Origin of the sequence: Tolypothrix tenuis PCC 7101 (genome assembly GCF_963874875.1) — a bacterium.
Classification (GTDB): Bacteria; Cyanobacteriota; Cyanobacteriia; order Cyanobacteriales; family Nostocaceae; genus Aulosira; species Aulosira tenue.
Genome location: NZ_CAWNJS010000001.1, coordinates 488,863 through 514,216, shown reverse-complemented (window position 1 = coordinate 514,216; position 25,354 = coordinate 488,863). Strand labels below are relative to the sequence as shown.

The 25,354-nt window shown below is 40.1% G+C and carries 22 protein-coding genes and 1 pseudogene; 9 read left to right on the top strand and 14 right to left on the bottom strand.

All coding sequences use genetic code 11. The annotated features are described in order from the left end of the window. Positions 1-11 precede the first annotated feature (11 nt). From AACU25_RS02090 to AACU25_RS02075, 4 genes are all read right to left on the bottom strand, one after another. Positions 12-1,283 carry an O-antigen ligase family protein gene (locus AACU25_RS02090; RefSeq protein WP_096573695.1) on the bottom strand — a complete coding sequence of 424 codons (1,272 nt, stop codon included), beginning with the start codon at positions 1,281-1,283 and terminating at the stop codon, positions 12-14. A gap of 25 nt (positions 1,284-1,308) precedes the next feature. Next, on the bottom strand, positions 1,309-2,406 hold the full coding sequence (locus AACU25_RS02085; protein WP_096573694.1) for a glycosyltransferase family 4 protein: 1,098 nt from the start codon (positions 2,404-2,406) through the stop codon (positions 1,309-1,311). A gap of 170 nt (positions 2,407-2,576) precedes the next feature. Further along, on the bottom strand, positions 2,577-4,010 hold the full coding sequence (locus tag AACU25_RS02080; RefSeq protein WP_096573693.1) for an oligosaccharide flippase family protein: 1,434 nt from the start codon (positions 4,008-4,010) through the stop codon (positions 2,577-2,579). A 175-nt stretch (positions 4,011-4,185) separates the two neighbouring features. After that, positions 4,186-5,610: a sugar transferase gene (locus AACU25_RS02075; protein WP_096573692.1), complete on the bottom strand. Its 1,425-nt coding sequence runs from the start codon at positions 5,608-5,610 to the stop codon at positions 4,186-4,188. A gap of 72 nt (positions 5,611-5,682) precedes the next feature. On the opposite strand from AACU25_RS02075, the pseudogene AACU25_RS36880 reads away from it, so the two are divergent. Beyond that, positions 5,683-6,743, top strand: a pseudogene (locus AACU25_RS36880) (ISAs1 family transposase); the annotation flags it as partial. A gap of 866 nt (positions 6,744-7,609) precedes the next feature. Here the strand turns inward: AACU25_RS36880 and AACU25_RS02060 are convergent. From AACU25_RS02060 to AACU25_RS02050, 3 genes are all read right to left on the bottom strand, one after another. Next, positions 7,610-8,848 carry an aminoacetone oxidase family FAD-binding enzyme gene (locus AACU25_RS02060; RefSeq protein ID WP_096573689.1) on the bottom strand — a complete coding sequence of 413 codons (1,239 nt, stop codon included), beginning with the start codon at positions 8,846-8,848 and terminating at the stop codon, positions 7,610-7,612. 55 nt (positions 8,849-8,903) lie between these two features. After that, on the bottom strand, positions 8,904-9,065 hold the full coding sequence (gene rd, locus AACU25_RS02055) for a rubredoxin (RefSeq protein WP_045869643.1): 162 nt from the start codon (positions 9,063-9,065) through the stop codon (positions 8,904-8,906). A gap of 177 nt (positions 9,066-9,242) precedes the next feature. Then, positions 9,243-9,437, bottom strand: coding sequence for a hypothetical protein (locus tag AACU25_RS02050; protein ID WP_045869239.1), 195 nt, complete (start codon positions 9,435-9,437; stop codon positions 9,243-9,245). A gap of 320 nt (positions 9,438-9,757) precedes the next feature. On the opposite strand from AACU25_RS02050, the gene AACU25_RS02045 reads away from it, so the two are divergent. Then, positions 9,758-10,315, top strand: coding sequence for an SRPBCC family protein (locus tag AACU25_RS02045; RefSeq protein ID WP_096573688.1), 558 nt, complete (start codon positions 9,758-9,760; stop codon positions 10,313-10,315). A 5-nt stretch (positions 10,316-10,320) separates the two neighbouring features. Then, a complete protein-coding gene (locus AACU25_RS02040; RefSeq protein ID WP_096573687.1) occupies positions 10,321-10,896 on the top strand; it encodes a DUF924 family protein in 576 nt (191 codons plus the stop codon). Between the two features lie 152 nt (positions 10,897-11,048). Here the strand turns inward: AACU25_RS02040 and AACU25_RS02035 are convergent, their stop codons facing one another. The 4 genes from AACU25_RS02035 to AACU25_RS02020 all read right to left on the bottom strand — a co-directional run bounded on the left by AACU25_RS02035 (position 11,049) and on the right by AACU25_RS02020 (position 16,468). Then, positions 11,049-11,285, bottom strand: coding sequence for a Nif11-like leader peptide family natural product precursor (locus AACU25_RS02035; protein WP_096573686.1), 237 nt, complete (start codon positions 11,283-11,285; stop codon positions 11,049-11,051). Between the two features lie 171 nt (positions 11,286-11,456). Then, entirely contained in the window at positions 11,457-13,091 is a 1,635-nt protein-coding gene (locus tag AACU25_RS02030) for a serine/threonine-protein kinase (protein WP_096573685.1), read from the bottom strand. Between the two features lie 227 nt (positions 13,092-13,318). After that, complete coding sequence (gene clpB / locus AACU25_RS02025; protein ID WP_096573684.1) at positions 13,319-15,937, bottom strand: ATP-dependent chaperone ClpB; 2,619 nt, start codon at positions 15,935-15,937, stop codon at positions 13,319-13,321. Between the two features lie 390 nt (positions 15,938-16,327). Beyond that, the gene (locus AACU25_RS02020; protein WP_190445551.1) at positions 16,328-16,468 is read right to left on the bottom strand and encodes a hypothetical protein; all 141 of its coding nucleotides are present in this window, start codon (positions 16,466-16,468) and stop codon (positions 16,328-16,330) included. A gap of 469 nt (positions 16,469-16,937) precedes the next feature. Here AACU25_RS02020 and AACU25_RS02015 point away from each other — a divergent pair, with 469 nt between their 5' ends. Next, on the top strand, positions 16,938-17,183 hold the full coding sequence (locus tag AACU25_RS02015) for a hypothetical protein (RefSeq protein WP_045869245.1): 246 nt from the start codon (positions 16,938-16,940) through the stop codon (positions 17,181-17,183). Next, a complete protein-coding gene (locus tag AACU25_RS02010; RefSeq protein ID WP_045869246.1) occupies positions 17,164-17,463 on the top strand; it encodes a hypothetical protein in 300 nt (99 codons plus the stop codon). The genes AACU25_RS02015 and AACU25_RS02010 overlap by 20 nt, the downstream gene beginning before the upstream one ends. Positions 17,464-18,366: 903 nt before the next feature. Here AACU25_RS02010 and panB read toward each other — a convergent pair. Both panB and AACU25_RS02000 read right to left on the bottom strand, forming a co-directional pair. Beyond that, positions 18,367-19,140, bottom strand: coding sequence for a 3-methyl-2-oxobutanoate hydroxymethyltransferase (panB, locus tag AACU25_RS02005; RefSeq protein ID WP_096573683.1), 774 nt, complete (start codon positions 19,138-19,140; stop codon positions 18,367-18,369). A 188-nt stretch (positions 19,141-19,328) separates the two neighbouring features. Further along, positions 19,329-20,483, bottom strand: a complete 1,155-nt coding sequence (locus AACU25_RS02000; protein ID WP_096573682.1) for a two-component regulator propeller domain-containing protein — start codon at positions 20,481-20,483, stop codon at positions 19,329-19,331. Positions 20,484-21,357: 874 nt separating this feature from the next. Here AACU25_RS02000 and AACU25_RS01995 point away from each other — a divergent pair. The 4 genes from AACU25_RS01995 (at position 21,358) to AACU25_RS01980 (ending at position 24,431) form a co-directional block, all read left to right on the top strand. Further along, positions 21,358-22,788, top strand: coding sequence for a form I ribulose bisphosphate carboxylase large subunit (locus tag AACU25_RS01995; protein WP_096573681.1), 1,431 nt, complete (start codon positions 21,358-21,360; stop codon positions 22,786-22,788). A gap of 101 nt (positions 22,789-22,889) precedes the next feature. Continuing rightward, positions 22,890-23,297, top strand: a complete 408-nt coding sequence (rcbX, locus tag AACU25_RS01990; protein ID WP_096573680.1) for a RuBisCO chaperone RbcX — start codon at positions 22,890-22,892, stop codon at positions 23,295-23,297. 41 nt (positions 23,298-23,338) lie between these two features. Then, the gene (locus AACU25_RS01985) at positions 23,339-23,668 is read left to right on the top strand and encodes a ribulose bisphosphate carboxylase small subunit (protein WP_096573679.1); all 330 of its coding nucleotides are present in this window, start codon (positions 23,339-23,341) and stop codon (positions 23,666-23,668) included. Positions 23,669-23,801: 133 nt separating this feature from the next. After that, positions 23,802-24,431, top strand: a complete 630-nt coding sequence (locus AACU25_RS01980; protein WP_096573678.1) for a GDSL-type esterase/lipase family protein — start codon at positions 23,802-23,804, stop codon at positions 24,429-24,431. Between the two features lie 135 nt (positions 24,432-24,566). On the opposite strand, the gene AACU25_RS01975 is transcribed toward AACU25_RS01980, so the two are convergent. Beyond that, positions 24,567-25,265 (bottom strand): haloacid dehalogenase type II, encoded by a 699-nt coding sequence (locus AACU25_RS01975; RefSeq protein ID WP_096573677.1) that lies wholly within the window; start codon positions 25,263-25,265, stop codon positions 24,567-24,569. Between the last annotated feature and the right edge of the window lie 89 nt (positions 25,266-25,354).

The window sequence follows — 25,354 nt, the reverse complement described above, 5'->3', positions numbered from 1 at the left end:
AATTTAATAATCTATGTTGCAGTCAATTTATGTTTATTTAACTGTTGATTATGATTTTTTGGTGGTAGTAACACAGTGAGTCCTACGGCTACGTATAACACCCAAGATATATCATTTTGCACCATAAATGTTGTTTCTGTCATATTAGCTAAAAAGATATATGTAATGTAAATTCCAGGCCAAAAAGCATCAACAGTTTTGGTTTGGGAAACCCAAATTAATGACCGTATTAAACTGAATGTAAAACCTAATGCACATAACACTAATCCTAAAATTCCTACTGTCAGCCAAATATCTAACCATCCGTTGTGAGCATAAGGTGCTTTCCACCCAACTGCGTACCAAACATTCACAGCTTCACTATTTTCACCTAGCCAAAAAGCACCGTAACCATAGCCTAGCAAAGGCTTTTTCCAAATCATATCCAACACAGCCAACCATAGATCTGTACGACCGCTGAGGTTAGAACCTTTACCGAAAGAAGCCAGGATACTATCACTATTTGACTGCAGGATAATAAATAAACTGGCAAATATAGAACCAAAAAAGCATAAGGCTGGAATCATCATATCTAATCGCAAGCGTAATCCTCGAAAGAAAAAGAATGCGAACATCATATTCCCAAAATTTAAAAGAGATGATGTTGATCTTGTCATTAACAACATGATGATTGACAATCCAAATCCCAACCATAAAGGCAGAGATTTTTCTTTTTTGTCAATAGCCAGTAACAAAAATACCAGCGAACTTAGCATCATGATAATGCCACAAGAATTTTTATGAGGGTAAATACCCCGCCAAGCTCCAGCATGTACCCCACCCATTACACCATATTTGGGTAATGCTACAGAAAACATTAAACTTAAAATAACGGCTAAACCAAATGTCCATGCCAATAACTCAAGCTGTTCTTTGAGGGTATAACGTGTGGCTAAGTAAATTCCAAATAAACTTGTTCCTACTAATCCAATAGCTCTAGTCTGTGTAGTAGCTGGGTCATAAGACCAAAAAATAGAACATACTGCAATTGCCACTAAACTCCAGATAAATTTATCTTTGCGGAGTAAATAAATTACTTTTTTCCAGCGAGCAATCAATAGCAATAGCGTAATGGCATAAATAATTATGAACAGTATCCTAACTGGGATAGAGTCAAAATCCTGGACTAGAGCTTCTCCCTCACTTTGACCACCCATCAATATCAATACTAGTGGCCCACCTGAATAATGTAACAGGGACAAAACTGTGAATGCTTGCTCAAAAAATCCCCAAAGTTTTTTCATATCCTGATACTGAAAAGTGCTTCATTTACGCATATTTGATAGTTTTGTGGTAAACATCTACTGTTTGAGCAGCAATATTTGACCAATTCAAGTCTTGCTGAGAGCGAGATAGCGCTGCAATTTGCATTTTTTGCTGCAATTGGGGGTCACTTAATAAATGAATAATTGCGTTAGCTAGCGCTTCCACATTACCCGGTGGAACTAAAAAACCATCTTCTTGGTCGCGAACTATCTCTTTTAAACCTCCCACTTCCGAAGCAATTATTGGTGTTCCCATACCATATGATAAAGCTGCTACGCCACTTTGAGACGCTTCAATATATGGCAGAATGGTAGCTGTGCTACGTTGAAATAACTTCACTACATCTTCATTGGAAATAAAATTATTAATAATTTCGTAGCGCTGTTCATCATATCCATGCGGAAAATATTGATGAATATTTTCGCCTCTACCAGCAATAATTAACTTCACATCAGGAATATGTTCAGCAACTAACGGCATTGCTTGTAGCAAATATTTTAAGCCTTTGTATGGCCAAATTCTGCCAAAAAATAGCAAGGTAGATGGCTCTTTGGGGAAGCTATATTTCTGTGTACGGCGCTGATATAAACTGCCAAGCTCACCATGTGGCAGAATATTAATTTTTTCTTTTGGTATACGAAATTGTTGATTTAAAGTTTCTTGATGCTGTTGTGTATGGACAATTAATTGTTGGGAACGGTAAAACGCTATAGGTCGAGTATATTGAGAAGCAAATACTTGTTCTCCATCACCTGGGTGACCAAACACATCGTGAATTGTGGTCACTAGGGGTGGCATTTTTGCGAATAAAAGATTTAATAAATACCAAATATCATTAGATTCTTGAACATGGAGAACATCAGGCTGAACTTCTCGAATAATACGCATCATCTCCGCTATGGAACGGATATTGCCAGGATGACGCATAGGTGGTTTTTCAAATCTCAGTACTGGAATACGTTCATCTAGTACACCTTTGCAAGCAGGGGCACTCTTTTGTTGTTGGATTAAAGTTAAATCAACATAATTCACTAAGCTATTGGCTAATTCAATAGTGTAATCATCAAAGCAAAAATTGAGTAAAGCGACTTTAATAGCCATTTGATTTACAATTAAATTTTAATTAAAAATGGATGAAATTATTGATATTTTAATTATTGTGTTATTAGATAAGTAACCTCATTTCTGGTGTTTAGATTTTTGGCTATTGGCTAGTAAACAAATAAATTTCATCTTTAACGACATAATATCATCGTTAAAGATGCTGTTAATTAGCCTTCTTTAAATATTTTCTGCCTGATTTTATGAATACCTCCTAATTGTTGCACAGTCATTGAACCCATTAATAAGCCATAAGCACAGATTGATGTGATTAAAATTACTAAGAAATCTAAATTTAGCTTTTCTAATAGCAGAAATACAATTAACATTAAAAATGTGATTAGTAGTGGACGACGCAGGACATTCCATAGACGCAATGAAAAAAGACGGCGATATGTAACATACATATATAAACTAAAGTTTACTAAAGACATCACCAAACCCATCAATGCGGCACCTAATAACTTATATTGTGAAATAAATACTATGCCTGCTAATCCGCCAACTGTAGATGTTAAAGCAACTTCTAAAAGGTTAAATTTCTCTAGACCGTTCGCTATTAATAAATAACTCAGTGCTTTAGAAAATGTACCTGCAATAATTCCTAATGAAATTAAATGCAGAATTGTATCTGCTTGTAAAAAGCTTTGATCTTTATAAACAAATAATAATAAATCCTTGCCAAAGAACCACAATCCTAATGCAAAAGGTAACCCCATACAAAGTAGAAGCTCAATAATATTTTCTGTAGATTCTCTTTGTTCTTCTTTGCCCAAATATACTGCCTTAGACATACGGGGAAAGGCTGCCATATTTGCACTATTGGCCACAATATAAAATGGCTGCATTAATTGTGTAACAGCGCCATAAAGACCTATTAAAAATTCATTCCCTAACAGGGAGAGTATGAGTACGTCTAACTTACCAGCAATAATTCCTACACCTTCAAGCGCAAAAAATGTCCGAGCCGCTTTGATAGTATTGAAAATAAAGTCTCGTCTAATTTGCCATTGAGGTTGGATCATTCTAGTGAGTAAAATCCACTGAATTATAGTAATTAATAATTCAGAAATAACTAATATACCCGCAATATGTACTACTCCATAACGCATTTGCATAACCCAAAGCATTACCAATAAACGCATGATGTAAATTGGCACGGTTGAGATAGTAATCAAATGCATTTTTTCTTGGGCTTGGAAAATTGCTTCTGTAATGTTAGAAAGCGCAAAGGGCAAAATAGCTAAACCCATAACGTAACAAACAATTGATGTGTCAGCGCTATAGGGTAACAAAAAGACCCAAACTACAAGTCCCAAGTAGCCGATAAAGCTGAGAATTAACTGCAATAAAGTCCCACTCACGAGATAAACAGGAGTTTCTTCTGGCGAACGGGAAAGTTCTCGCGTAAACAAAGTCTTTAAACCTTGAGAAGCAAGGTTGACAAAGATATAGTAATAGCTGATTGCTAATAGGTATTGACCTAAAGCATAAGCTCCCAAATTACGAGCTATAGCCGCACTTAAGACAAAAGTTGTAACCCCTTGTGCCAGACGATTTATTAAAAGTGACAGAGAATTGATGAGAACTTTTGTCTGTCCCATTATCTATATTTTTGGTGTGATTTTGTTTTTTTGAGTAAAACTCGGTATGGAATATTTAGACTAAAATTATCCAAAAGTTACCGCAGTTATGTGACTTGTTTTAGATATTTTGCTATCTTCCACAAGTTAATATTTATGGATAGTGTGAGTACTCAGTATTGCTAATTAATAGACGTTAGTAAGCGCCTTCTTTAGTTAAAACTACTTTGACTGTTTTGAGCAAAATTTCAAAATCTAACCAAAGTGACCAATGTTCAATGTAGCTAAGATCCATCTGGATTACTTGCTCAAAATCTAAGATATTTGATCTGCCTGAAACTTGCCAAAGACCTGTAATTCCAGGTAAAACATCATGACGGATAAAATGGTGTTCAGAAAATTTATCTACATCTCTGGTAGGTAAAGGTCTAGGGCCTACCAAACTCATTTCTCCGCAAAGAATGTTAAAAAGTTGAGGTATCTCATCTAGGCTATAACGACGCAGAAATGAGCCTACACGGGTAATGCGAGGGTCATTTTTAATCTTAAAAATGATTCCGTCTTTAGTCTCGTTTAATGCCTCTAACTCTCTTTGCAATTTCTCCGCATCCGACCTCATTGTCCGGAATTTCCATACTTGGAAAGGTCTGCCACGTAAACCAATGCGGGTTTGTCGATAAAAGACTGTGCCTGGAGAATCTAACTTGATGGCTACAGAAATTGCCAGAAAAATTGGGGATAACAAAAATATTAAGATTGCTGCTAAACAAAAGTCTAAACTTCTTTTGATCCAAAAATCCTTGGCTGTGATGATAGGGCAATCTAAACTAAGACAAGTTACGCCACCAATCTCATTAAATTCAACATTTCTATAAATGTTTTTGATTTCTGCTGACAAAAGATGTACCAGAATACCAGATGACTGAAATAGCCAACGGATAAACATTCTATTTTTGATGGCATTCCAAGCGATAAATACTTCAGTTACGCCTAAATCATTGAGCTTTTCTAAAGTCTCTTGGCGATAGTAACGATCTAAACATCTGGGGCTAGCAGTTCCGCAGATGATGTAACGCTTTTCTTTTTTGATCAGGCTGATAAACTTTTCGGTATCTTCGGGATCGCAAATAATAAAAACATAAGACTGTCCTAATATTTTGCGATGACGAAGATGTTCGAGTGTCACGTTTGTTGTAAATCTGCCCAGACTAACTAAAGATGTACTGAGCAACCAAGACCAGATTAATGTTGCACGAGAAATGTCAACATCAGGTTGGTATAAAAATACAAAAGCTAGTATTAATCCGTGGGCAAAAGTTAATGTTTTGAGAATATTTAAATAGTCGTAACGCTTTTTTCCAGGTTGATAATTACCTTGAATGGCTAATGCTACTATTTGAATAGCAATAGTCATGAGTATTGGTGAAAAAGTGCTTGGTATTTGCCAGGTAAAATCTACAGCATCAGTATGATATTTCGCCAATATCCAAGCTAGGAATAGAACTGTGGAGTCTAGTAAACCTAGAGTCAGGAATCTTAGCCACCATAAGCCCTTTCTTAGCCTAATAGGTACAGATGCACGTAAGTCTAGGGGTGCCTCTCTGAAGCAGGGCTGTTTCATTCCCTAAAACACGTAAAATAGCAAGTGTTGAGGGGAAAAAATATGGGTGCAGATCTGATTGAACAATTAAAGCAAGTGGAAGATTTTAGAACGACTGATGGACGAAGACATCCACTGTGGCTGGTGTTGCTATTTGTCATAATGGGAACAATGAATGGATACGTGGGATATCGGGGATGGGGGGATTTCGTCAAAAGGCATAGTCGAGTATTAATAAATAAATTTGGCATTCAAAAACATGGGGTTCCCTCATATTCAACAATCCGACGTATAGTCATGGGAGTGGATTTCGATAAACTGGCTCATAAATTTAATGAATGGGCAAAAAATTATGTGGATTTAGAGGTATCACAATGGTGTGCTATAGACGGCAAAAGTATTAAGGGTACAGTACAAAACTATAGTTCATCTCATCAGAATTTTGTGAGCATAGTATCAGTATTTGCTGGAAAAAAAGGGCTGGTTATCGGGATGGAGAAATTTGAGAACCAGCATAAAAGCGAAATTCAAGTTGTACAAGAGTTAGTCACAGCATTGGGTCTAGAAGGTGTGGTCTTGAGCTTTGATTCCTTACATTGTCAAAAAAAACTTGTCAAATAATTATCGAGGGCGGTAATGATTATGTCATTGCTGTTAAAGATAATCAGCCCAAACTACATAGTCATATTCAACGTATTGCTGCTACAAAAAAACCTACTTCTCGTATAGTTGAGACCGAAAAAACTAGAGATAGATGTACAACACGTACTGTAGAAGTCTTTCATGATATCAATGGAATTGACCCGTTATGGACTGGAATAAAATCTTTAGTCAGGGTCGAAAGAATTGGTACGAGAAAGGGTAAGAAATATCATGAAATTGTTTGTTATATTAGCAGTCTGATCGCCAGCGCCAAGGAATTTGCTCTCGGTATTCGTGGTCATTGGGGTATCGAAAACTGCCTTCACTGGGTGAAAGACGTTGTTTTCAAAGAGGATTGTTCTACAATCCGTCTTGGCAACGCTCCTGCTAATCTTTCCATTATCAGAGCGATCGCACTCAATATTCTTCGTCGCAATGGTTATCATTCCATCACAATTGCTCACAGATTTCTCTCTCATGATATTGACAAACTCCTTCATCTTGTGGAATGAAACAGCCCTGCTCTCTGAAGGGGGCATTAGTTACAGTTTTTATTGTCATAAACTTTACTTTGATTATTTCAGTCAGCAAGGATATTTGTTTGCTGAATTGCAACTTGAGTTAGGTTGATTAAAAACTTGAGTGCGACGTTAAGTAAGCACTGCAATGTCATCAGCAGCAAGGTACACATAAGTTATATATGCACAAGAATTTTTTGCTCTTCAACTTGTAGAAAATTTACAGACGAAGAAGCTGCTAAATTGGTTATTTATTAGTTCTTAATTCAAACTTTACGTAGTAGCAAGACGTAAGTATTTATGGTTTCCTCTTAATTTTTGTGGCTTGCTTACTCATTACTTAACTATAGTAATTAAGGTTTTGGTTGCCACATTGCCTTTTCGCTCTAGCTATAGCAATTGTCAGGTATTACTTAAGCTATGGTGTTGGCAAGAGGTAACATATATCCGACTGGCAGATGTAATTCCCACATCATAGCCTCCGAATATCTCATTAAAGAGCTTACTGAACTTGCCTCCCCAACTGGTAATACTACTTAGATATTGTCTCACCAAATTAACAATTGATGAATCTATCTCGAGAGGGGGATGAACTTCAGTAGGTAGATTGTCCCTGGTTTTTAGAGCTATCTGTTTCATCTAACTCGACTTTTGGTTTCGCATGAAAGAGCTTTCGCTAGTTAGAAGTTAACATTTCTAGCTCGCATACCTACAAAATTCACTGCATCTTTACCGAGTATTTAATTTTTATGTCTCACCAAATTTATTTTATGTTGATAATATAAAGAAGATTTTTAATTACGTATTTATGCTAGAATTACCGAACAATTACCCAAACTAATTGTTAAGTTAAGTAAAACTTAATTATTCATTCCTATAGATATACCAGCTAGATGTGCAGTAGTCCAAGCACTTTGGAAGTTAAACCCACCTGTCACAGCATCTATATCTAATACTTCACCTGCAAAGTAAAGACCTGGAATCAACTTACTTTCCATTGTTTTAAAGTTGACTTCTTTAAGATTAACACCTCCACAGGTGACAAATTCTTCTTTAAAGGCTCCTTTACCTGCAATTAAGTATTCTCCTTGAGTCAGTTCTGCCACCATCTTGTTTAAAGTTTTGTTAGACAGTTCTGCCCACCGATGTTCTGTAGTTATACCTACACGCGTAAGAATATATTGCCAGAGACGGTGCGGTAAGTCAACGCCGCGATGTAGAGCAATTGGTCGCTTTCCCCATTCAGTTTTGACAGCTAAGATTTTTTCCCTCACTTGTTCTAGTGATAAATCAGGTAGCCAATTAATGAGTAATTTCGATTGATAGCGGCTTTCATATAAAACTCTCGCACCCCAAGCTGAAAGCTTCAAAACTGCGGGGCCACTTAAACCCCAATGAGTAATCAGTAAAGATCCAGTTTGTTGTAAAGCAGCTTTGCCACTCATAGGCAAACGCAACTGTACCGGGTTAACACTAATTCCGGCTAATGCTCTTAATTGTTGATCGGGAATGTTAAAGGTAAATAATGAAGGGACAGGCGATACAATTTGATGCCCTAACTCCTGGGCAATTTTATACCCTACCAGGCTGCTACCTGTGGCGAGGAGTAAGCGATCGCACTTTAGCTTCTCTCCCGACTTCAAAATTATCTCAAACCCTGTTGTCTCAGTTTCTCGTTGGACTGCAACCACAGGTGTACCTACGCGCAGTTCTACCCCAGCGTTTGTGGCTGCATTCATCAAACAGTCAACAATTGTTTGTGAACTATCGGTGATGGGAAACATCCGCCCATCAGATTCAGTTTTCAGCGTGACTCCGCGTTTAGCAAACCAAGCTATTGTATCTTGGGGTATAAAGCGCGAAAAAGCGCCCCGCAAAGCTTTTTCGCCTCTGGGGTAATTTTGTACCAGCCTCTCGGGTTCAAAGCAAGCATGAGTGACATTACAGCGTCCACCACCAGAAATGCGAACTTTTGCTAGTGGCTGACGGCTTGCTTCTAATAAAATAACTTGGGCATGAGGATTAGCATTAGCGCAAGCGATCGCACCAAAAAATCCCGCAGCCCCGCCCCCAATAACTACAACTTTCAACGGTAACAAGTTTACAATCGGTCTCAATCACAACTACTTTCTAGCCTAGCTGTTATTTTCTCACTTATTCTGCTGGTTCAAATTCTTCTTTGGCAGCGCCGCAAACTGGACATACCCAATCATCAGATATTTCTTCAAAGGTTGTGCCTGGTTCTACCCCGCTATCTGGATCGCCTACTTCGGGGTCGTATTCATAGCCGCAAACACTACAAATGTACTTAGACATTGTACTTTCTCCTGGTAAATTGCCGATTTTGCTGCACTTTACCATAGGCTTTCTACCATGCATCACTAACTGGGGAGGGGTTTGGTAATGGGTAATGGGTAATTGGTAATCGGTAATTGAAAATTTTCCCCCTGCTCCCTGCCCCCTGCCCCTCTGCCTCACCAAGTCCCCAATCCCCTAAAACCGCCACCAAGTTTTTTGGACGTAACTGAGAATTGCGACTGCGATCGCTGCCAGAAATAACAGCCAAATAATGCCACCGGGGAGAAAAGTGAGAACGCCAAACCCTCTCAGCAACCATACGGCTATTCCCATGCCTAATAGGATACCGAAAACTTGGGTTAATCTACGATTTAAAGAAGATTGACTCATCTATTTTTCCTTTGATCTCAATATTTTTTGAAAGTAACTTGCATATTTGATAATGTTTGTGCCATTCTATCCTTTATAAATTTCCTTTTTTACTTAATAGTGTGACTCGCGTAAAAGCGTTTCAATATTTTATTTAAATTTGCTTCATCTAAAATACATATTCTCTCAGTATATTCACTAAAAATTTACCGAGAAATCACTATTTCCGGAAAATAGATCTGGTGAACTGCAACTAGAATTTAAGGGGTCGAACTCGATCCAGTTTGTAGGTTCGCAGTTCAAATAGTATGTGGATAAGTTGAGGAGTCAAGGTAGGAAATATGTCTGCGTCTCACATCTCAGACTCAACTATTAAAGGTTCAGATATGCCTTGGAGTCAAAACGAGCAAAAATTGCTCATACAGGGTGAAATATTGGTAAAAACAGAATCGCACACCGCGTGGGGTGGTGCTGTCACTGCTTGGATGTATGTCCCACTGGTGCGATCGCAGGTTTGGCAACAATTAACTGACTACCCCCGTTGGGTACATTATTTTCCTGACATTACTAAAAGTGAGGTTGTGTCTAAAGGAGAAGTTAAGCGTCTATACCAAGCTGCACAAAAAGCTTTCTTATTTTTTACAGCACAGGTAGAAATTTATCTGAATGTTGTGGAAGTTTTAGGACAGCAAATTCAGTTCCGAATGGAAAAAGGAACTTTTGAAGACTTTAAAGCTAATTTAGAGTTACAAGATTGCGGAAATGGCACATTGCTTGCTTATAATGTGCAAGCTACTCCCAATCTCTTGATTCCTTCAATTATTATTCAACAAGCAATGAACTTTGAATTACCTGCTAATATGCGTAAAATGCGGCAAGTGCTTTGTAAAGGTCAATAACAGCAATGTCACAGGCAAAAGCTATTTTGGAATTCTGGTTTGGTCATCCTGATGAACCTGGTTATGGTAAACCTCAGACTTTTTGGTTTAGCAAAACACCAGATTTTGATCGGGAAATGACCAACCGTTTTCTGAAAGATTACCAAAAAGCAGCAGCGGGATATTTAGATGATTGGGTAGATTTACCAGAAACTTGTCTAGCTTTGATTTTGCTGCTAGATCAATTTCCCCGGAATATGTTTCGCGGTACTCCCGAAGCTTTTGCTACTGACTGGGAAGCGCTTTCAGCAGCACAGCAAGCGGTGGCGAGACACTACGATCGCGAATTTTTGCCTGTACAGCGCTGGTTTATCTATTTACCCTTTGAACATAGTGAAAATTTAGAGGATCAGCGCCGTTGTGTGAAGCTATTTCAGCAAATTAGTGATGATCCTGAAAGTGCTGGTGCTATTAAGTATGCCTTTCGCCACATGGAAATAATCGAGCGTTTTGGGCGTTTTCCCCATCGCAATAGTATTTTAGGACGACCTTCAACTCCAGAGGAAATAGAGTTTTTAAAGCAACCTGATTCGTTCTTTTAGGTAATTTCATAGCAAGACGCTTTCTAGATAGAGGAAAGCGTCTTCTACCAATTCTCATTTTCCAAACAATATCCTTTTGGGGTATAGCCAAATAAAACCAGTTCGCCTGTGCAAGCTGGGATCAAATTTAAATATTAGGAAAAATTTCCTTACTAAGCTAAATTCAACGAATCATCAGCATAATTAGACTCTGTTTCAAACCATACTTGGTCTAACTCGTTTTCATTGAAGTTGTAACCGTGAGTCGCTGCAAACCTCACAATTTTACTTTTATCCCAATGACAACTGCCGAAAAAGCCTTGACTACAGCACTTGTTTTGATATTGATCATAAATTGCAGGCTCAGATATCAGTAGTTCATAAAAGGCATTCACCTGTTGTATTGACATAAAAACTTAGCTCCTTTAATTGTAATTTTTGATCTATTAAAGCCTACATAGGAACACAAGTGTATTCCGGTTAGTATGGATAAGCATTAATAAAACTTCAATACAATAAGAAAACAAGCTAAATAAGTAGAATTTTGTGATTTTACATTTTAATTGAGCAACGTCAAAAATTTACCCATTGTTTTGACTTTTTGGCTGGCGTAGTAACCAAACTAACACTGCTCCCGAAGTAACACCACAGAAACCACCACATATAGCATTTACTAATATCCACCAACCAGCTTTGTTCACTAGTCGTCGCAGCAAGAACCATTGCCCAATACCAACTATTAATCCAGATAATGTAGGCAACAATAGGAATATGGCCACAATAAATGTGAATGTATAAGATGAGGATGGGGATGTATATGAAAATTGAGAATATTGAAGAAAGTTAGCAATAAATTCCCCCGGTCTCACAAATACAACTACCAAGGAAAATGCTGGAGTAGTCGCTAATATCCATGACCATAAAGATAGGGAAAGTTTTTGCGGCAAGACTAACCATTGTAAAATTCCCACTAATAATCCCCAAAGGCTATACATAATTAGTGAGAAACTAATACCGAATGGCCTATATGTATAGTATGCCAAGAACAATCCGCCAAGATATCCGCCTATATTAGCTAGCACCCACTGCGAATAAAAATCCCATTCTACTTGAGAGAGTTGGGTTGGTGCTGTTGTAGGAGTTGCAGGTGGAGGTGGCGCAGGGATTTCTTGACGATATTGGGGTGGAACTGTGGATGGTGGGGAGTATAGCGGTACTGTGGAATTGTCACTTTCTACTTGAGAGGGTTGGGTTGGTGCTGTTTTAGGAGTTGCAGGTGGAGGTGGCGCAAAAATTTCTTGACGATATTGGGGTGGAACTGGGGGTGGTGGGGAGTATAGCGGTACTGTGGAATTGTCACTTTGTGGAGGTAAAGGCTGGGTTGGTGGGATGTAGGGATTTTGTAACTGTTGAACTGCGGCTAAAGCTTCTGCTGCTGACTGATATCGCTGACGAAAGTCATAGCAAATCATCTGATCTAAGACATCTGCTAACTGTGGGCTGACTGATACTAAAGGCCGCCAAATAATTTCTGCTGTCTGCACATCTTCTTGTAATTGGTGGGGCATTAATCCTGTTAAGGCTTGAATGCCAATCATCCCCACAGCATAAATATCACTGCTTAATCTAGGGTTACCCCGACTCTGTTCGCTGGGCATATAGCCAGGAGTGCCAATACTCACAGTCATTCGAGTTTGTCCTTGAGCATTGACTAACTGGGTAGCAATTTGTTTGACTGCCCCAAAGTCAATCAGGACTATCTTACCGTCACCATTGCGACGAATTAAGTTAGGCGGTTTGATATCTCGGTGAATGACTTGATTTTGATGGACAAAGGTTAAAGGTTGCAGAATATTTTTTAATAGAGCGATCGCATAGGCTTCACTTAACTGCTTTCTGGGTGTGAGTTCATCACTTAGAGGATGTCCTGCAATCAATTGCTGAACAAGATAAAATTCTTGATTTTCTTCAAAATGAGCCAGTAATTGAGGTATTTGGTCGTGAGTACCTAATTTGTGTAGCAGTTGCGCCTCTGATTCAAATAACCGTCTAGCTACCTGCAAAGTGATTGGGTCAGTTGCTAATGGCTTAAGTAGCTTGACGACGCACTGGGTATTGTACAGCTTAGTATCTTCAGCGATGAAGGTTTGACCAAAGCCACCAGCGCCTAATTCTTTAATAATTCTGTAACGTCCGTCCAGTAACTGACCCAACATAAAGGCATACAAGAAATAATTTTTGCATTTTAACCTTCTACTTTCAAAGATAAATGTAGGGTATTTCACAGTCCAGCTAGTAAAGTGCGGACGACAATTGCCAATTCTTCAGTAATTCTGTACGGCTTAATGGCTTATTCAATACTTTGTTTTATTTTTATGGAAAAGTCTGAGCAGAGAAAATCCGCTCAGACTTTTCGCTGCGCTGTTTTGTGAGACTTGCTAAATTAGCTACTAAACACTTCAACAGGTAAGCGGCTGAAAGAAAGGCGTTCATTTTGGACATCGACAAAGATAGAGTCGCCATCGTTGAATTCGCCACGCAAGATAGATTTAGCAATTTGTGTTTCTAACTCGCGCTGAATTGCTCGCTTCAGTGGACGTGCTCCAAATACAGGATCATATCCTACTTCTGCTAAAAAGTCAAGAGCAGCATCAGAGAGCCGCAAGGACATCTTGCGATCGCTAAGTCTTTGACGCAGTCTATCTGCTTGTAACAAGACGATTTGCCGTAATTCCCGCTTCTGCAAGCTGTGGAAGATAATTAATTCGTCAATGCGATTGAGGAACTCTGGACGGAAACTATTCCGCATAGCTTCCATTACCCGATGACGCATTTCGTCATAACGCGCATCATCGCCAGCGACATCAAGAATGTACTGGGAACCGATGTTGCTAGTCATAATGATGATTGCATTTTTGAAGTCTACTGTATGACCTTGGGCATCAGTGACACGACCATCATCGAGAATTTGCAGGAAGATGTTAAACACATCGGGGTGCGCTTTCTCAATTTCATCAAAGAGAATTACTGCATAAGGACGACGGCGAATTGCTTCTGTCAGTTGTCCGCCTTCTTCATAACCAACGTATCCCGGAGGCGCACCAATTAAGCGCGACACTGCGTGCTTTTCCATGTATTCGGACATATCTATCCGCACCAAAGCTTCTTCAGTGTCGAACATATATGCTGCTAAGGCTTTGGCTAACTCGGTTTTACCGACACCTGTGGGGCCAAGGAAAATAAAGCTAGCAATGGGACGGTTAGGATCTGCTAAACCAGCACGCGATCGCTGAATTGCATCGGCTACGGCTGTTACTGCTTCTTCTTGTCCAATGACTCGGTTGTGGAGTTCATCTTCTAGGTGTAGCAGTTTTTCTTTTTCGGATTCCACCAACTTACTAATAGGAATTCCTGTCCACTTAGAAATCACTTCCGCAATATCCGCTTCCGTAACTTCCTCACGCAGCAGTGATTTCCCAGTTCCTTGGGCTTGTGCGAGTTCGCTTTCTGTGGCTTCCAGTCGGCGATGTAAGTCGGTTAACTTCCCATACTTTAATTCCGCAGCTCGATTGAGGTCGTAATCCCTTTCTGATTGCTGAATTTCTAGATTAACGCGGTCAATTTCTTCTTTGACAGCCTGAATCTTATTGATGATATCTTTTTCAGATTGCCATTGAGCATTGAGGGTTCTTTGTTCTTCTTTGAAATCTGCCAGTTCTTTGTCTAGCCTTTCCAAACGTTCGCGAGAAGCTGCATCGCTTTCTTTTTGCAAAGATAGCTTTTCCATTTCCAGTTGCAGAATCTTGCGATCAATTTCGTCCAATTCTTCTGGTTTGGAGGTAATCTCCATTTTTAATCGCGCAGCGGCTTCGTCTACTAGGTCGATGGCTTTATCTGGTAAAAAGCGATCGCTAATATAACGACTAGATAACGTCGCCGCAGCCACTAAAGAACTATCGGAAATCCTTACCCCGTGGTGAACTTCATAGCGTTCTTTCAATCCCCGTAGGATAGAGATGGTATCTTCTACGCTGGGTTGATCGACATAAACTTGCTGGAAGCGTCTTTCTAAAGCTGCATCTTTTTCGATGTACTTGCGGTACTCATCTAAAGTTGTCGCCCCGATACAACGCAATTCACCTCTAGCCAGCATCGGTTTTAATAAGTTACCCGCATCCATTGCGCCTTGAGTTGCACCAGCGCCAACAACAGTATGAATTTCATCAATAAATAAAACTATATTGCCGCCGGATTCGGTAACTTCTTTTAATACCGCTTTTAAACGTTCCTCAAATTCACCCCGGAATTTCGCCCCTGCAATCAAAGCACCCATATCTAAAGCAATCAGCTTCCGGTCTTTGAGAGACTGGGGTACATCACCAGCGACAATTCGCTGTGCTAATCCTTCCGCGATCGCAGTTTTACCTACACCAGGTTCACCAATCAGTACGGGGTTATTTTTAGTCCGGCGAGAGAGAATTTGAATAGTGCGGCGAATTTCATCATCGCGCCCAATCACCGGATCTAGTTGACCTTTACGAGCCGCTTCTGTAAGATCACGTCCGTATTTTTCCAGTGATTGGTATTTACCTTCTGGATTTTGGTCGGTCACTGTCTGGCTCCCCCGAATTTGTTTAATAATATTTTTTAGTTTGCCTTCGTCTAAACCAAATTCTTGGAATAAACCTTTACCAAAGCGGTCATCTTTGGCATAAGCGAGCAACAGATGCTCAATAGAAATAAAATCGTCCTTAAATTCTTTACGATAACCGTCCGCCCGGTCTAAAAGTGTATCCAAACTGCGTCCTAAGTAGACAGAAGTGCTGCTACCGGATACCTTAGGCTGACGTTGAATAAATTGTTCGGCGCGATCGCGGATTCTTTGCAGATTCACACCTGCTTTGGTAAATATCCCGCTAGCTAGCCCTTCTTGTTCTAGCAGCGCTTTCATTAGGTGTTCGCTTTCTATCTGTTGTTGCTGATATTGTTTAGCGATATCTGGGGTGTGGGCGATCGCTTCCCAGGCTTTTTCTGTAAATTGGTTGGGATTAGTAGGTTGCATAGGCTTTTGGAGAAACCACTCTAGACACAGAGGGGATAATTAGCACCCGCAAACAACGGTTCATCCGCCCTTGCTAAGTGTTGATGGTAAAGGGAATTTAGATTAGTTCTAATAAAGTCATTGTAAGAAAAGCGTGACAACTAGCTGGATCGGTCTTCACGTCTTTCTTAAGTAGTAGTATTAGCCCCAATACTGCTCAGTTAAGGATTTTAAACTCTTAATTTGGTTTGGGAAAAGGTGTACCCCTGCGCTTAAGCAAGCTACGCGTAGCGTCTCCGCAGGAGAAAGGGTAAGGGTTAAAGGTTTTTTCTTGCCCCTTTTCCCCTTTTGTCCTTCACCGACAAGTATTAGTATTAGCCCAAATCACAATGAAAAACTCCACCCCCGAGGTTATAGAGTTTTTTGAGCATGGGGAAGAAGTGTCTTATCCTCTGCTTTCAATAAAGCGATCCCCCGCCATAAATATGGTGATTTATGGCGAAAATTGGGAATACTGACATTGTTGTAGGCGATCGCTGTATTTTCCCGCAATCTCACCTAAGTAGTATCGACAATCTCCCCCTTTGTGTACCATAATTTTTTTCGGCTTCGAGAATGACCCTCAACTAAGGGGAGTTGCCGTTAAATATTGCTTACTCACCCCTAATGCAATATTTTTTAACGGAAAAAAACGTAGGTTTTTTCGTTAGATCTCCCTTAGTTCTGCCCTCACTTTTTTACGTAATCACACTTAAGTAAATGTAAGTAAACACACGTCATTATTAAGAGAATATAAATTATTATTCGCTACAACCCTTTCTCTGTTATAAAGTATGACAATAATCTCTATGTATGAATTGTGTGTAAAAACATAGAGATCCCTCAACTGATAGCCACTAAAACTAAACCGTAAATACCCTGATATTCCCCTAGCCCCCCTAGAGAAATTCCGCAATAACACGGTTACATGGATTTGTCGTTCCGAGCAAAATGACGATATCCAGAAAAGGAGGGTAGATTTATGACAAGCCCTGTAATGACGGTGATTCGAGTCAACCTGGAGAAAGCGAAAGAGGTGGCTCGAAATTGGGAACGAGCTTCATATCCTGAACTGAGTGCTTATTGCTTGGAAATTTTACGGGAGATTGGATGTTCTAGTAATGAACTCCCAGTAAATCTACAGACTCGTGAGCAACAGCTAAATTTCATCACAGGTTTTGCATCTTATGCTTTTGGGGAGGTACTCAATGTCCAAAGCGCTAAATGAAGAAATATTTAACGAACCCGAACAGGTAGAAGAAGTTTCCTTACCTGTAACTGAAGAAGATTTGTTAGTTTTATTGCAAAAATTTGCAGGCTACGAAATCCCCACAAAGGTATTTTCCCAAGCCGTAGCTATTGCTGCTTATGACCGTGCATCAGCTTTCCGTTATGCTGATAATTATGTAAATATTCTCAAGAATAAGACTAAACGTAAACAATGGCTCAAGTTAGAGCCTGCACCTGATTTTCGTCTCGAACAAAGATACGCAGATTTGCAAAATTAAAGGTTGCAATCTTCCCATTAAGAATAGAATTGATACTTCCAGAGAAATGAATCTGTCTTCGCTCGAGAAAAGATGATTCTTCAATTTTTAGACGTACCCAACCTATTTTCTTAAAGAATCACTTGTACCATTCCACCAAGAGTTAAGCAACTTAATGCTGTTACTCTAAAACTACTCTAGTTTAGGTTTGTTTTGTCAATTGATGGATTTGGAGGAGTTGGCTACTCTGCTTACTGAAAATTGATCACATCCAAATCCAACATCCATGCAATTTTCCCTAAATTTTAAGACTAATCATCAAAGTCTAGTGCCGCTACAGAGTAAGTCATAAGCACTGAATTATAGGCTTTTGCACTGTTGGGAATCTGAAATTTATTTATGCAACTATGTAGTAGTATACAGATTCTCATCTGTCTGGCAAAGACGATTGTATCTACCTTATTGCTTATTTTCTTAATCAATATAAGTTTGTTTGAAATTGCTCAAACCAATTAAATAGGTCGGTGGAATTCAAGATAACTAGTTAAGGCTGTTATTTGTCATTAGTCATTGGTAAGAATTGCAAGTCTATTGACATTTCGTAATCTAGTTTCTTTTATTTCCAACAACTTATTTATTATCTTTATTTCCTCTCAAGCTATATCTAGTAATTGCTGATGTTGTGATGGCAATCTACCGGCGAATGCGTGCAGTTGATTAATTTTCGCGGTGCCTGTTGCTGTACATCTATCTGCAATTACTATTTTTTTGTCTAAGCAACTTCTAGCTAAAACTATCATTCGCTAATCACTGAAGCAACTACAAAACTTTGAACTTGCCTAATTTATGAAAAAATCCCAGCCATGTAGGATGCGTTAACAAAGTGTAACGCACCTTTCCCAAAGCTTATTATTTAGTTCCTATTTAAGAAGGAAATTTTCGCTCTCGCACTTCTAGCGCATAGTCTTGTACAGCTTGAGTGATGGTATCTCGCAAATTAGTATAAACTTTCGCAAAAGGTGGATGCCTTTCTGCAAGCCCCAGAACGTCAGAAGTAACTAATACTTGACCATCACAGTGAATCCCTGCACCAATACCAATAGTGGGAATACTGAGTTTTTGCGTAATTTGCAATGCTAAATCGGTGGGGATATGCTCTAACACGATCGCAAATACACCTGCTTGTTCGAGAGCGATCGCTTCATTTAAAATTCTCTCTGCGCTTTCTTGGGTTTTACCCTGTTGTCGTAACCCAAGTTGATGAACTGATTGGGGAGTCAAACCCACATGACCCATAACGGGAATACCAGCTTGCACCAAACGTGCGATCGTTTCTACCATTGCCGGGTAGCCACCTTCCAACTTGACAGCTTGTGCGCCCGTTTCCTTAAGTACCGACCCAGCCGAATGCATAGCCTGTTGCAGACTTTCTTGATAGGTCAAAAATGGTAAATCTACCACTATCAAAGCCCGCTTTACACCACGGCGCACTGCTTTAGCGTGGTATAGCATTTCGTCTAGAGTAATTGGCAGCGTTGTTTCATACCCAAGAATTACAGACATAGAATCCCCAACCAGGATTAAGTCTACCCCAGCTGCATCGAGCAGTTGTGCGATCGCATAATCCCAAGCGGTTAACGCTACAATTGAGCGTCCTTGTTGTTTCCATTGAATTAATTTTTGGGTGGTAACTACCATTTTCAACAGAGGTTTAGATGTTAAAGGTTAGGGACTAGAGTTTAGAGATGAGAGGCTAAAGTTAAAAGTTAACATTTATTGGTTAGAGCCTAGGGATTAGAGATTAGAGTTGCAAGGAAACAGTAAAATCAGCAATTCTTCTTTTCTTATCCCCAGTCCCCAGTCCCCAGTCCCCAGTCCCCAGCCCCCTACTTCACAGCACGACTAAAAGCCAAATGGGGCTTTGCTGTACCCACCTGGGGCATTAACCAAGCTAGACCTTCGCTAGTGCCAATCCATAATTTATTGGCAATATCAGGTGCAAGGGCAAGTACCCGGCTAGAAGGAAGCCCTGCAACTTGGTCTAATACAGCTCCTGTATTTGGATTTAATCGTAACAAACCATTGTTAGTACCGATCCAAACACTACCATCTTGGGCAAAACGCACTGCCGTCACATTACGCCCACGTAGGCGAGTCACAGAACGCAACACAGCACCTGTTTTCGGGTTAATTACTAGCAAATTATTCGGCATTCCTGCCCAAATTAGCCCTTCTGGACTAATAGCTAAAGCTTGCACGGTTGAGCCAGGTAAATCAGCAATCCGCTTCATAATCAAAGCATTTGCACTATTCACTCTGATCAGCCCATCTAAAGTGCCAACCCACAAATGACCATCAGCATCCAAAGTTAGGGCGTTGGCGCTAACACCGGGCAAATTTTTTAACGTGGTCATAATTAAGCCTTGATCAGGGCTAATTAAGGCTAAACCGTTATCAGTACCTGCCCACAAATAACCCCGCTTGTCAATTAATAGTGATAACACCCGTTTGGAGGGCAAAAATAAATTTTGCGCGGTGATTTCGCTGGTGCGGGGTTCGACACGGATTAGTCCCTCATAATTCCCTACCCAGATACGCCCTACTTTATCTTGGGCTAAAGCACTAATAGCCACATTAGGTAAACTAACGCGCGACAATATTTTACCTGTTTTGGGGTCAATATGCGACAAGCCTCGCCAAGAAGCTACCCAAAGATTGCCTGTAACATCTCCCAACAAGTTAGTTACACGGTAATCAGTTTCTATTGCATTTTCTTGTAATTCTCGTTGATCTGGTAATGGGTCTACTCGCGGAGGTGGCGCAGAAGCAGGGTAAGCAGGAGTTGGTTTAGATGAATTAGTTTCCGGTTTTTTTTGTGTTGGAGCAGGATTTGCAGTTTTTTGCGCTCTGACTGGATTTGTCAAGGCGACGATTCCAATACTCGGCAGCACGATTAATCCCGCCAGGATAGAACTAATCAATACATTAGTACGCTTATAAAAAAATACCACGGTGACATTCCCTTTAGTGACAGTACCCAAGCCATTAGGCTGCTTACAGAAGTCAGGGAAAGGGTTTTCAAAGATTGATATTCCTTTTTCCCACCGCTAAAGATATCTGTCGCTGAAATTGGCTGGGGATTAATCTCAGTGTTCCCCTAACAAGTGTTTTTCAAACGCCTGTAGCAATTTTTCTCAGGAATTGGGTATTTGATGTTGGGTGTTTGGTGTTTGGTGTTTGGTGTTTGTCTTCTCAGTTACCCATCACCCATCACCCATTACCCATTCCCGTTACAGCCTCAAGGGATCATTTGTAAACTATTCTTAACAAAATGTTTAAAACTTTATGTAATAACAAATTTAAATATATAAGTTAAAAAGTTTCAAAGTATAACTTATTGATTTCTTGATATATTGTGAGACAAGCTACAAATTACGTGGTGTGCAATTTTTGTCTTGCGCTCACCATTCCTCTAAACCCACCAAAGCCAAATAAGTCTGAGCATTTCCTGAATTTATGAGGAAAGCACCAGATTTATGTGCGAAACAACCCAAATACCTAGATCCTCCTTTAGGAAAAATGGGTATAAGCCGTCCTTGCAGAACAGCAGGGTAAATTTGGCCAGGCAACTTATTAGAAGAGTGAGACAAAGAGATAAAAAGAACTTATATGCCTGGGAAAGAGGAAGATTAGAAGCACACAGTTGTGTGAATCTCTAAGGGAAGTTGGTAATCATGTCTTGGATAGGTTACCAAATGTTCCTAAACCGAAACCACTACCCTTTGCCATAGACAACCCCTAACAAAAAAATTTTCTTGAGCTTCCCCCCGCTTATAGGGGGAAAGAGCGGGTGGGGGAAATTGCACCCAGCGTGATTTGCAAGCAATAAAGTGTGACTTCTTGGAAGGATAAAGTATGTCTTACGCGCAAACGAAGACTCAGTCTAAAGCTGGGTATCAAGCTGGGGTTAAAGATTACAGACTAACTTATTACACCCCTGATTACACACCTAAAGATACAGATGTTCTGGCCGCTTTCCGGATGACTCCCCAACCTGGAGTTCCACCCGAAGAAGCTGGTGCTGCTGTAGCTGCTGAGTCTTCTACAGGTACATGGACCACCGTATGGACAGACTTGCTCACCGACCTAGACCGCTACAAAGGTCGTTGCTACGACATCGAACCCGTTCCTGGTGAAGACAACCAGTACATCGCTTACGTTGCTTATCCTCTAGATTTGTTTGAGGAAGGCTCCGTAACCAATATGTTGACCTCTATTGTAGGTAACGTATTTGGTTTTAAAGCATTACGGGCATTGCGTCTGGAAGACTTGCGGATTCCTGTTGCTTATTTGAAGACCTTCCAAGGCCCTCCACACGGTATCCAAGTTGAGCGTGACAAATTAAACAAATACGGTCGTCCTTTGCTGGGTTGTACAATCAAACCCAAATTAGGTCTGTCTGCTAAAAACTACGGACGTGCTGTATACGAATGTTTGCGTGGTGGTTTGGACTTCACCAAAGACGACGAAAACATCAACTCTGCACCATTCCAACGGTGGCGCGATCGCTTCTTGTTTGTTGCAGAAGCTATCCACAAAGCTCAAGCTGAAACTGGCGAAATCAAAGGTCACTACCTAAACGTTACCGCCCCCACCTGCGAACAAATGTTGCAACGGGCTGAGTTTGCTAAAGAACTCAAAATGCCCATCATCATGCATGACTACCTAACCGCAGGTTTCACCGCCAACACCACATTGGCTCGTTGGTGCCGTGATAACGGTATTCTATTGCACATTCACCGTGCGATGCACGCTGTAATCGACCGTCAAAAGAACCACGGTATTCACTTCCGTGTTTTGGCTAAGACCCTGCGGATGTCTGGTGGTGACCACATCCACACTGGTACAGTTGTTGGTAAATTGGAAGGCGAACGCGGCATCACAATGGGCTTCGTTGACCTGTTGCGCGAAAACTATGTTGAACAAGACAAGTCTCGCGGTATCTACTTCACCCAAGATTGGGCTTCTATGCCTGGTGTAATGGCAGTTGCTTCCGGTGGTATCCACGTATGGCACATGCCCGCACTAGTAGAAATCTTTGGTGATGACTCCGTACTACAATTCGGTGGTGGTACTCTTGGTCACCCCTGGGGTAACGCACCAGGTGCAACCGCTAACCGCGTGGCTTTGGAAGCTTGTATCCAAGCTCGTAACGAAGGCCGTAACTTGGCTCGTGAAGGTAACGATGTTATCCGTGAAGCTGCTAAGTGGTCTCCTGAACTAGCAGTTGCTTGCGAACTGTGGAAAGAAATCAAGTTTGAATTCGAGGCAATGGATACCGTCTGATAAAGGCTGAAAGTGGTATGGATAGAGGCTGGAGTTAAATTACCTCCATTATTTCGTCCTTTATCCTTCATACTTCATACTTTATAAGGCTGGGGTCAAGCATGAATCTAAAACAAATTGCGAAAGACACAGCCAAGACTATCCAAAGTTACCTGACTTATCAGGCACTAAGGACGGTACTGGCACAGCTAGGCGAAACTAATCCTCCATTGGCAATTTGGCTACATAACTTCTCCGCTGGCAAAATTCAGGATGGAGAGTCATATATTGCCCAATTGTTAAAGGAAAAGCCAGACTTAGCATTGCGGATCATGACTGTTAGAGAACATCTTGCTGAGGAAATCGCAGATTTTTTACCAGAAATGGTTCGTACTGGCATTCAGCAAGGCAATATGGAACAGCGTCGCCAGCATCTAGAACGCATCACTCAAATAGATACATCAGACCCCAGTCTACAATCAGAACAGCAAACAAGCTCAGATACGAACTTGGATAACTTATCCAGTTAGCCGACCAACTTAGTAAAAATCGCAACCCATTATCAACAGCTATGCAAACTTTACCAAAAGAGCGTCGTTACGAAACCCTTTCTTACTTACCTCCCCTGTCTGACGCGCAAATTGCCAAGCAAATTCAGTACATCCTGAATCAAGGTTATATCCCAGCAGTTGAGTTTAACGAAAATTCTGAGCCAACCGAATTTTTCTGGACAATGTGGAAGCTGCCTTTGTTTGGCGCTAAGTCCACTCAAGAAGTACTAAATGAAGTTCAGTCTTGCCGTTCTCAATATAGCAACTGCTATATCCGTGTTGTAGGTTTTGACAACATCAAGCAGTGCCAAGTACTCAGCTTCATCGTTCACAAACCCAGCAGATACTAAAGCTTGCAAGCTGAATTAATCTTGGGGAATCATTACTTAGTTTATTGATTTCCCCCAGAGAGGTAGAATAATCTGCCTCTTTTTTTATGTATTTTTATTTAAAATAATTTGCATATTTTGCATCACTACGGTAATGTCAAAATTACAATCCGAACCAAAAGAAATCCGCATCTGTTTCGTCGGTGAATCTTTTATTAATGGCATAGGCGATCCTGATTTTCTAGGATGGACAGGTAGAGTATGCGCCAATGCTCATCAAAGAGGATATGAGATTACTTACTATAATTTAGGCGTGAGAGCTGAAACTAGCCGATTTCTCAAGCAACGTTGGCGAAAAGAAGTTTCCTATCGCTTGGCTTCGGAATATGACGGTCGAGTTGTATTTTCTTTTGGCGTAAATGATTCGGGATGGACTGGTAAGCAGCAAGGAATTGACTTAACAGAATCTCTAGACAATACTCACACTATTTTAAGTGAAGCCAAGCAGCTTTATCCGGTTTTAATGGTAGGGCCACCACCTTGTGGAGATGAAAATCAAGAACAGAGAAACCAACAAATTGCTCATCAATCTCAGCAGTTTGCTTTAGTTTGTCGTGAACTTGATATTCCTTATCTGGATGTGTTTTCTACTTTAGTTAATTCATCTATTTGGTTAGCTGAAGCCAAAGCTAATGATGGCGCGCATCCCAGAGAAGCTGGTTATGCAGAATTTGCCAGTATTGTCCAAAATTGGGATGCTTGGTTAAGCTGGTTCACAACTTAAAATAATATTGAAATATATTGTCGCGCAGCGCAACGCACCGACGCAGAACAAAAAATTCAGGTGCGTTAGCCTACGGCATAACACACCCTACGTTAAATTAATATTTTTTAGTCAATTATTTACTGCGATCGCTCCTTATTTATTCATACTCAAATTAGCTAGGGTTTGTAAATTTGGAACTTCTAAATCAGCTTGAGCAAATACTGGTAAGTTAGCACCAGCGCCGTCTTTCCCGGTTCTGCGGTTAACCCAAACTGTTGATATTCCTAAAGATTGGGCGGGAATAATGTCATGATAAACGCTACAAGCAACGTGCAATATTTGTTCTTTAGGTATCCCAATTCTGTGGATTGCGGCTTTAAAGTTATTCAGAGCAGGTTTGTAGCTCTTTACTTGCTCCGCTGTAATTATCCAATCAAAATCAACTTTTAAGTGTTTTGTAGAATCAGCAAATAAATTGTCATCTACATTAGAAATAATTGCCAGTTTAAAATGGTGTTTCAGAGATTTTAACGCCTCTACCGTATCAGGGAAAGGTAGCCAATTCTTAATTGAATTGCTTAGAGAGTATAATTCTTCGCTATTAGGTGCAAATCCAAATTGCTCACCAAATCTTTCAACTACTTTTCTCAGAACTTCTTTATACGTGAGATATTCTCCTTTTTGAATTTCTGACTCAAATTGTGCAAAAAGCTGCAAAATTGTTTCATCATCTAAATTCTGCTTGTGCTTAGTCAAAAATTGCTTAAATGCTGCTAAAATTCCACTTTCCCAATCTATTAAAGTGCCATAACAATCGAAAGTTAAAACCTTGTACTGGTTAAAATTAATCACGTAATCTGCTCCGGATTAATTACATAATTTACAAGTTTGTTACTAATCAAATTCCGCAAAACTCTGCGTTTACAACGAATAGCCTCACA

Bases quoted from the DNA above. Each gene is read 5' to 3' on its own strand.
- AACU25_RS02090 (WP_096573695.1), bottom strand. From the start codon at position 1,283: ATGAAAAAACTTTGGGGATTTTTTGAGCAAGCATTCACAGTTTTGTCC.
- AACU25_RS02085 (WP_096573694.1), bottom strand. From the start codon at position 2,406: ATGGCTATTAAAGTCGCTTTACTCAATTTTTGCTTTGATGATTACACT.
- AACU25_RS02080 (WP_096573693.1), bottom strand. From the start codon at position 4,010: ATGGGACAGACAAAAGTTCTCATCAATTCTCTGTCACTTTTAATAAAT.
- AACU25_RS02075 (WP_096573692.1), bottom strand. From the start codon at position 5,610: ATGAAACAGCCCTGCTTCAGAGAGGCACCCCTAGACTTACGTGCATCT.
- rd (WP_045869643.1), bottom strand. From the start codon at position 9,065: ATGTCTAAGTACATTTGTAGTGTTTGCGGCTATGAATACGACCCCGAA.
- AACU25_RS02050 (WP_045869239.1), bottom strand. From the start codon at position 9,437: ATGAGTCAATCTTCTTTAAATCGTAGATTAACCCAAGTTTTCGGTATC.
- AACU25_RS02045 (WP_096573688.1), top strand. From the start codon at position 9,758: ATGTCTGCGTCTCACATCTCAGACTCAACTATTAAAGGTTCAGATATG.
- AACU25_RS02040 (WP_096573687.1), top strand. From the start codon at position 10,321: ATGTCACAGGCAAAAGCTATTTTGGAATTCTGGTTTGGTCATCCTGAT.
- AACU25_RS02035 (WP_096573686.1), bottom strand. From the start codon at position 11,285: ATGTCAATACAACAGGTGAATGCCTTTTATGAACTACTGATATCTGAG.
- AACU25_RS02030 (WP_096573685.1), bottom strand. From the start codon at position 13,091: ATGTTGGGTCAGTTACTGGACGGACGTTACAGAATTATTAAAGAATTA.
- clpB (WP_096573684.1), bottom strand. From the start codon at position 15,937: ATGCAACCTACTAATCCCAACCAATTTACAGAAAAAGCCTGGGAAGCG.
- AACU25_RS02015 (WP_045869245.1), top strand. From the start codon at position 16,938: ATGACAAGCCCTGTAATGACGGTGATTCGAGTCAACCTGGAGAAAGCG.
- AACU25_RS02010 (WP_045869246.1), top strand. From the start codon at position 17,164: ATGTCCAAAGCGCTAAATGAAGAAATATTTAACGAACCCGAACAGGTA.
- panB (WP_096573683.1), bottom strand. From the start codon at position 19,140: ATGGTAGTTACCACCCAAAAATTAATTCAATGGAAACAACAAGGACGC.
- AACU25_RS01995 (WP_096573681.1), top strand. From the start codon at position 21,358: ATGTCTTACGCGCAAACGAAGACTCAGTCTAAAGCTGGGTATCAAGCT.
- rcbX (WP_096573680.1), top strand. From the start codon at position 22,890: ATGAATCTAAAACAAATTGCGAAAGACACAGCCAAGACTATCCAAAGT.
- AACU25_RS01985 (WP_096573679.1), top strand. From the start codon at position 23,339: ATGCAAACTTTACCAAAAGAGCGTCGTTACGAAACCCTTTCTTACTTA.
- AACU25_RS01980 (WP_096573678.1), top strand. From the start codon at position 23,802: ATGTCAAAATTACAATCCGAACCAAAAGAAATCCGCATCTGTTTCGTC.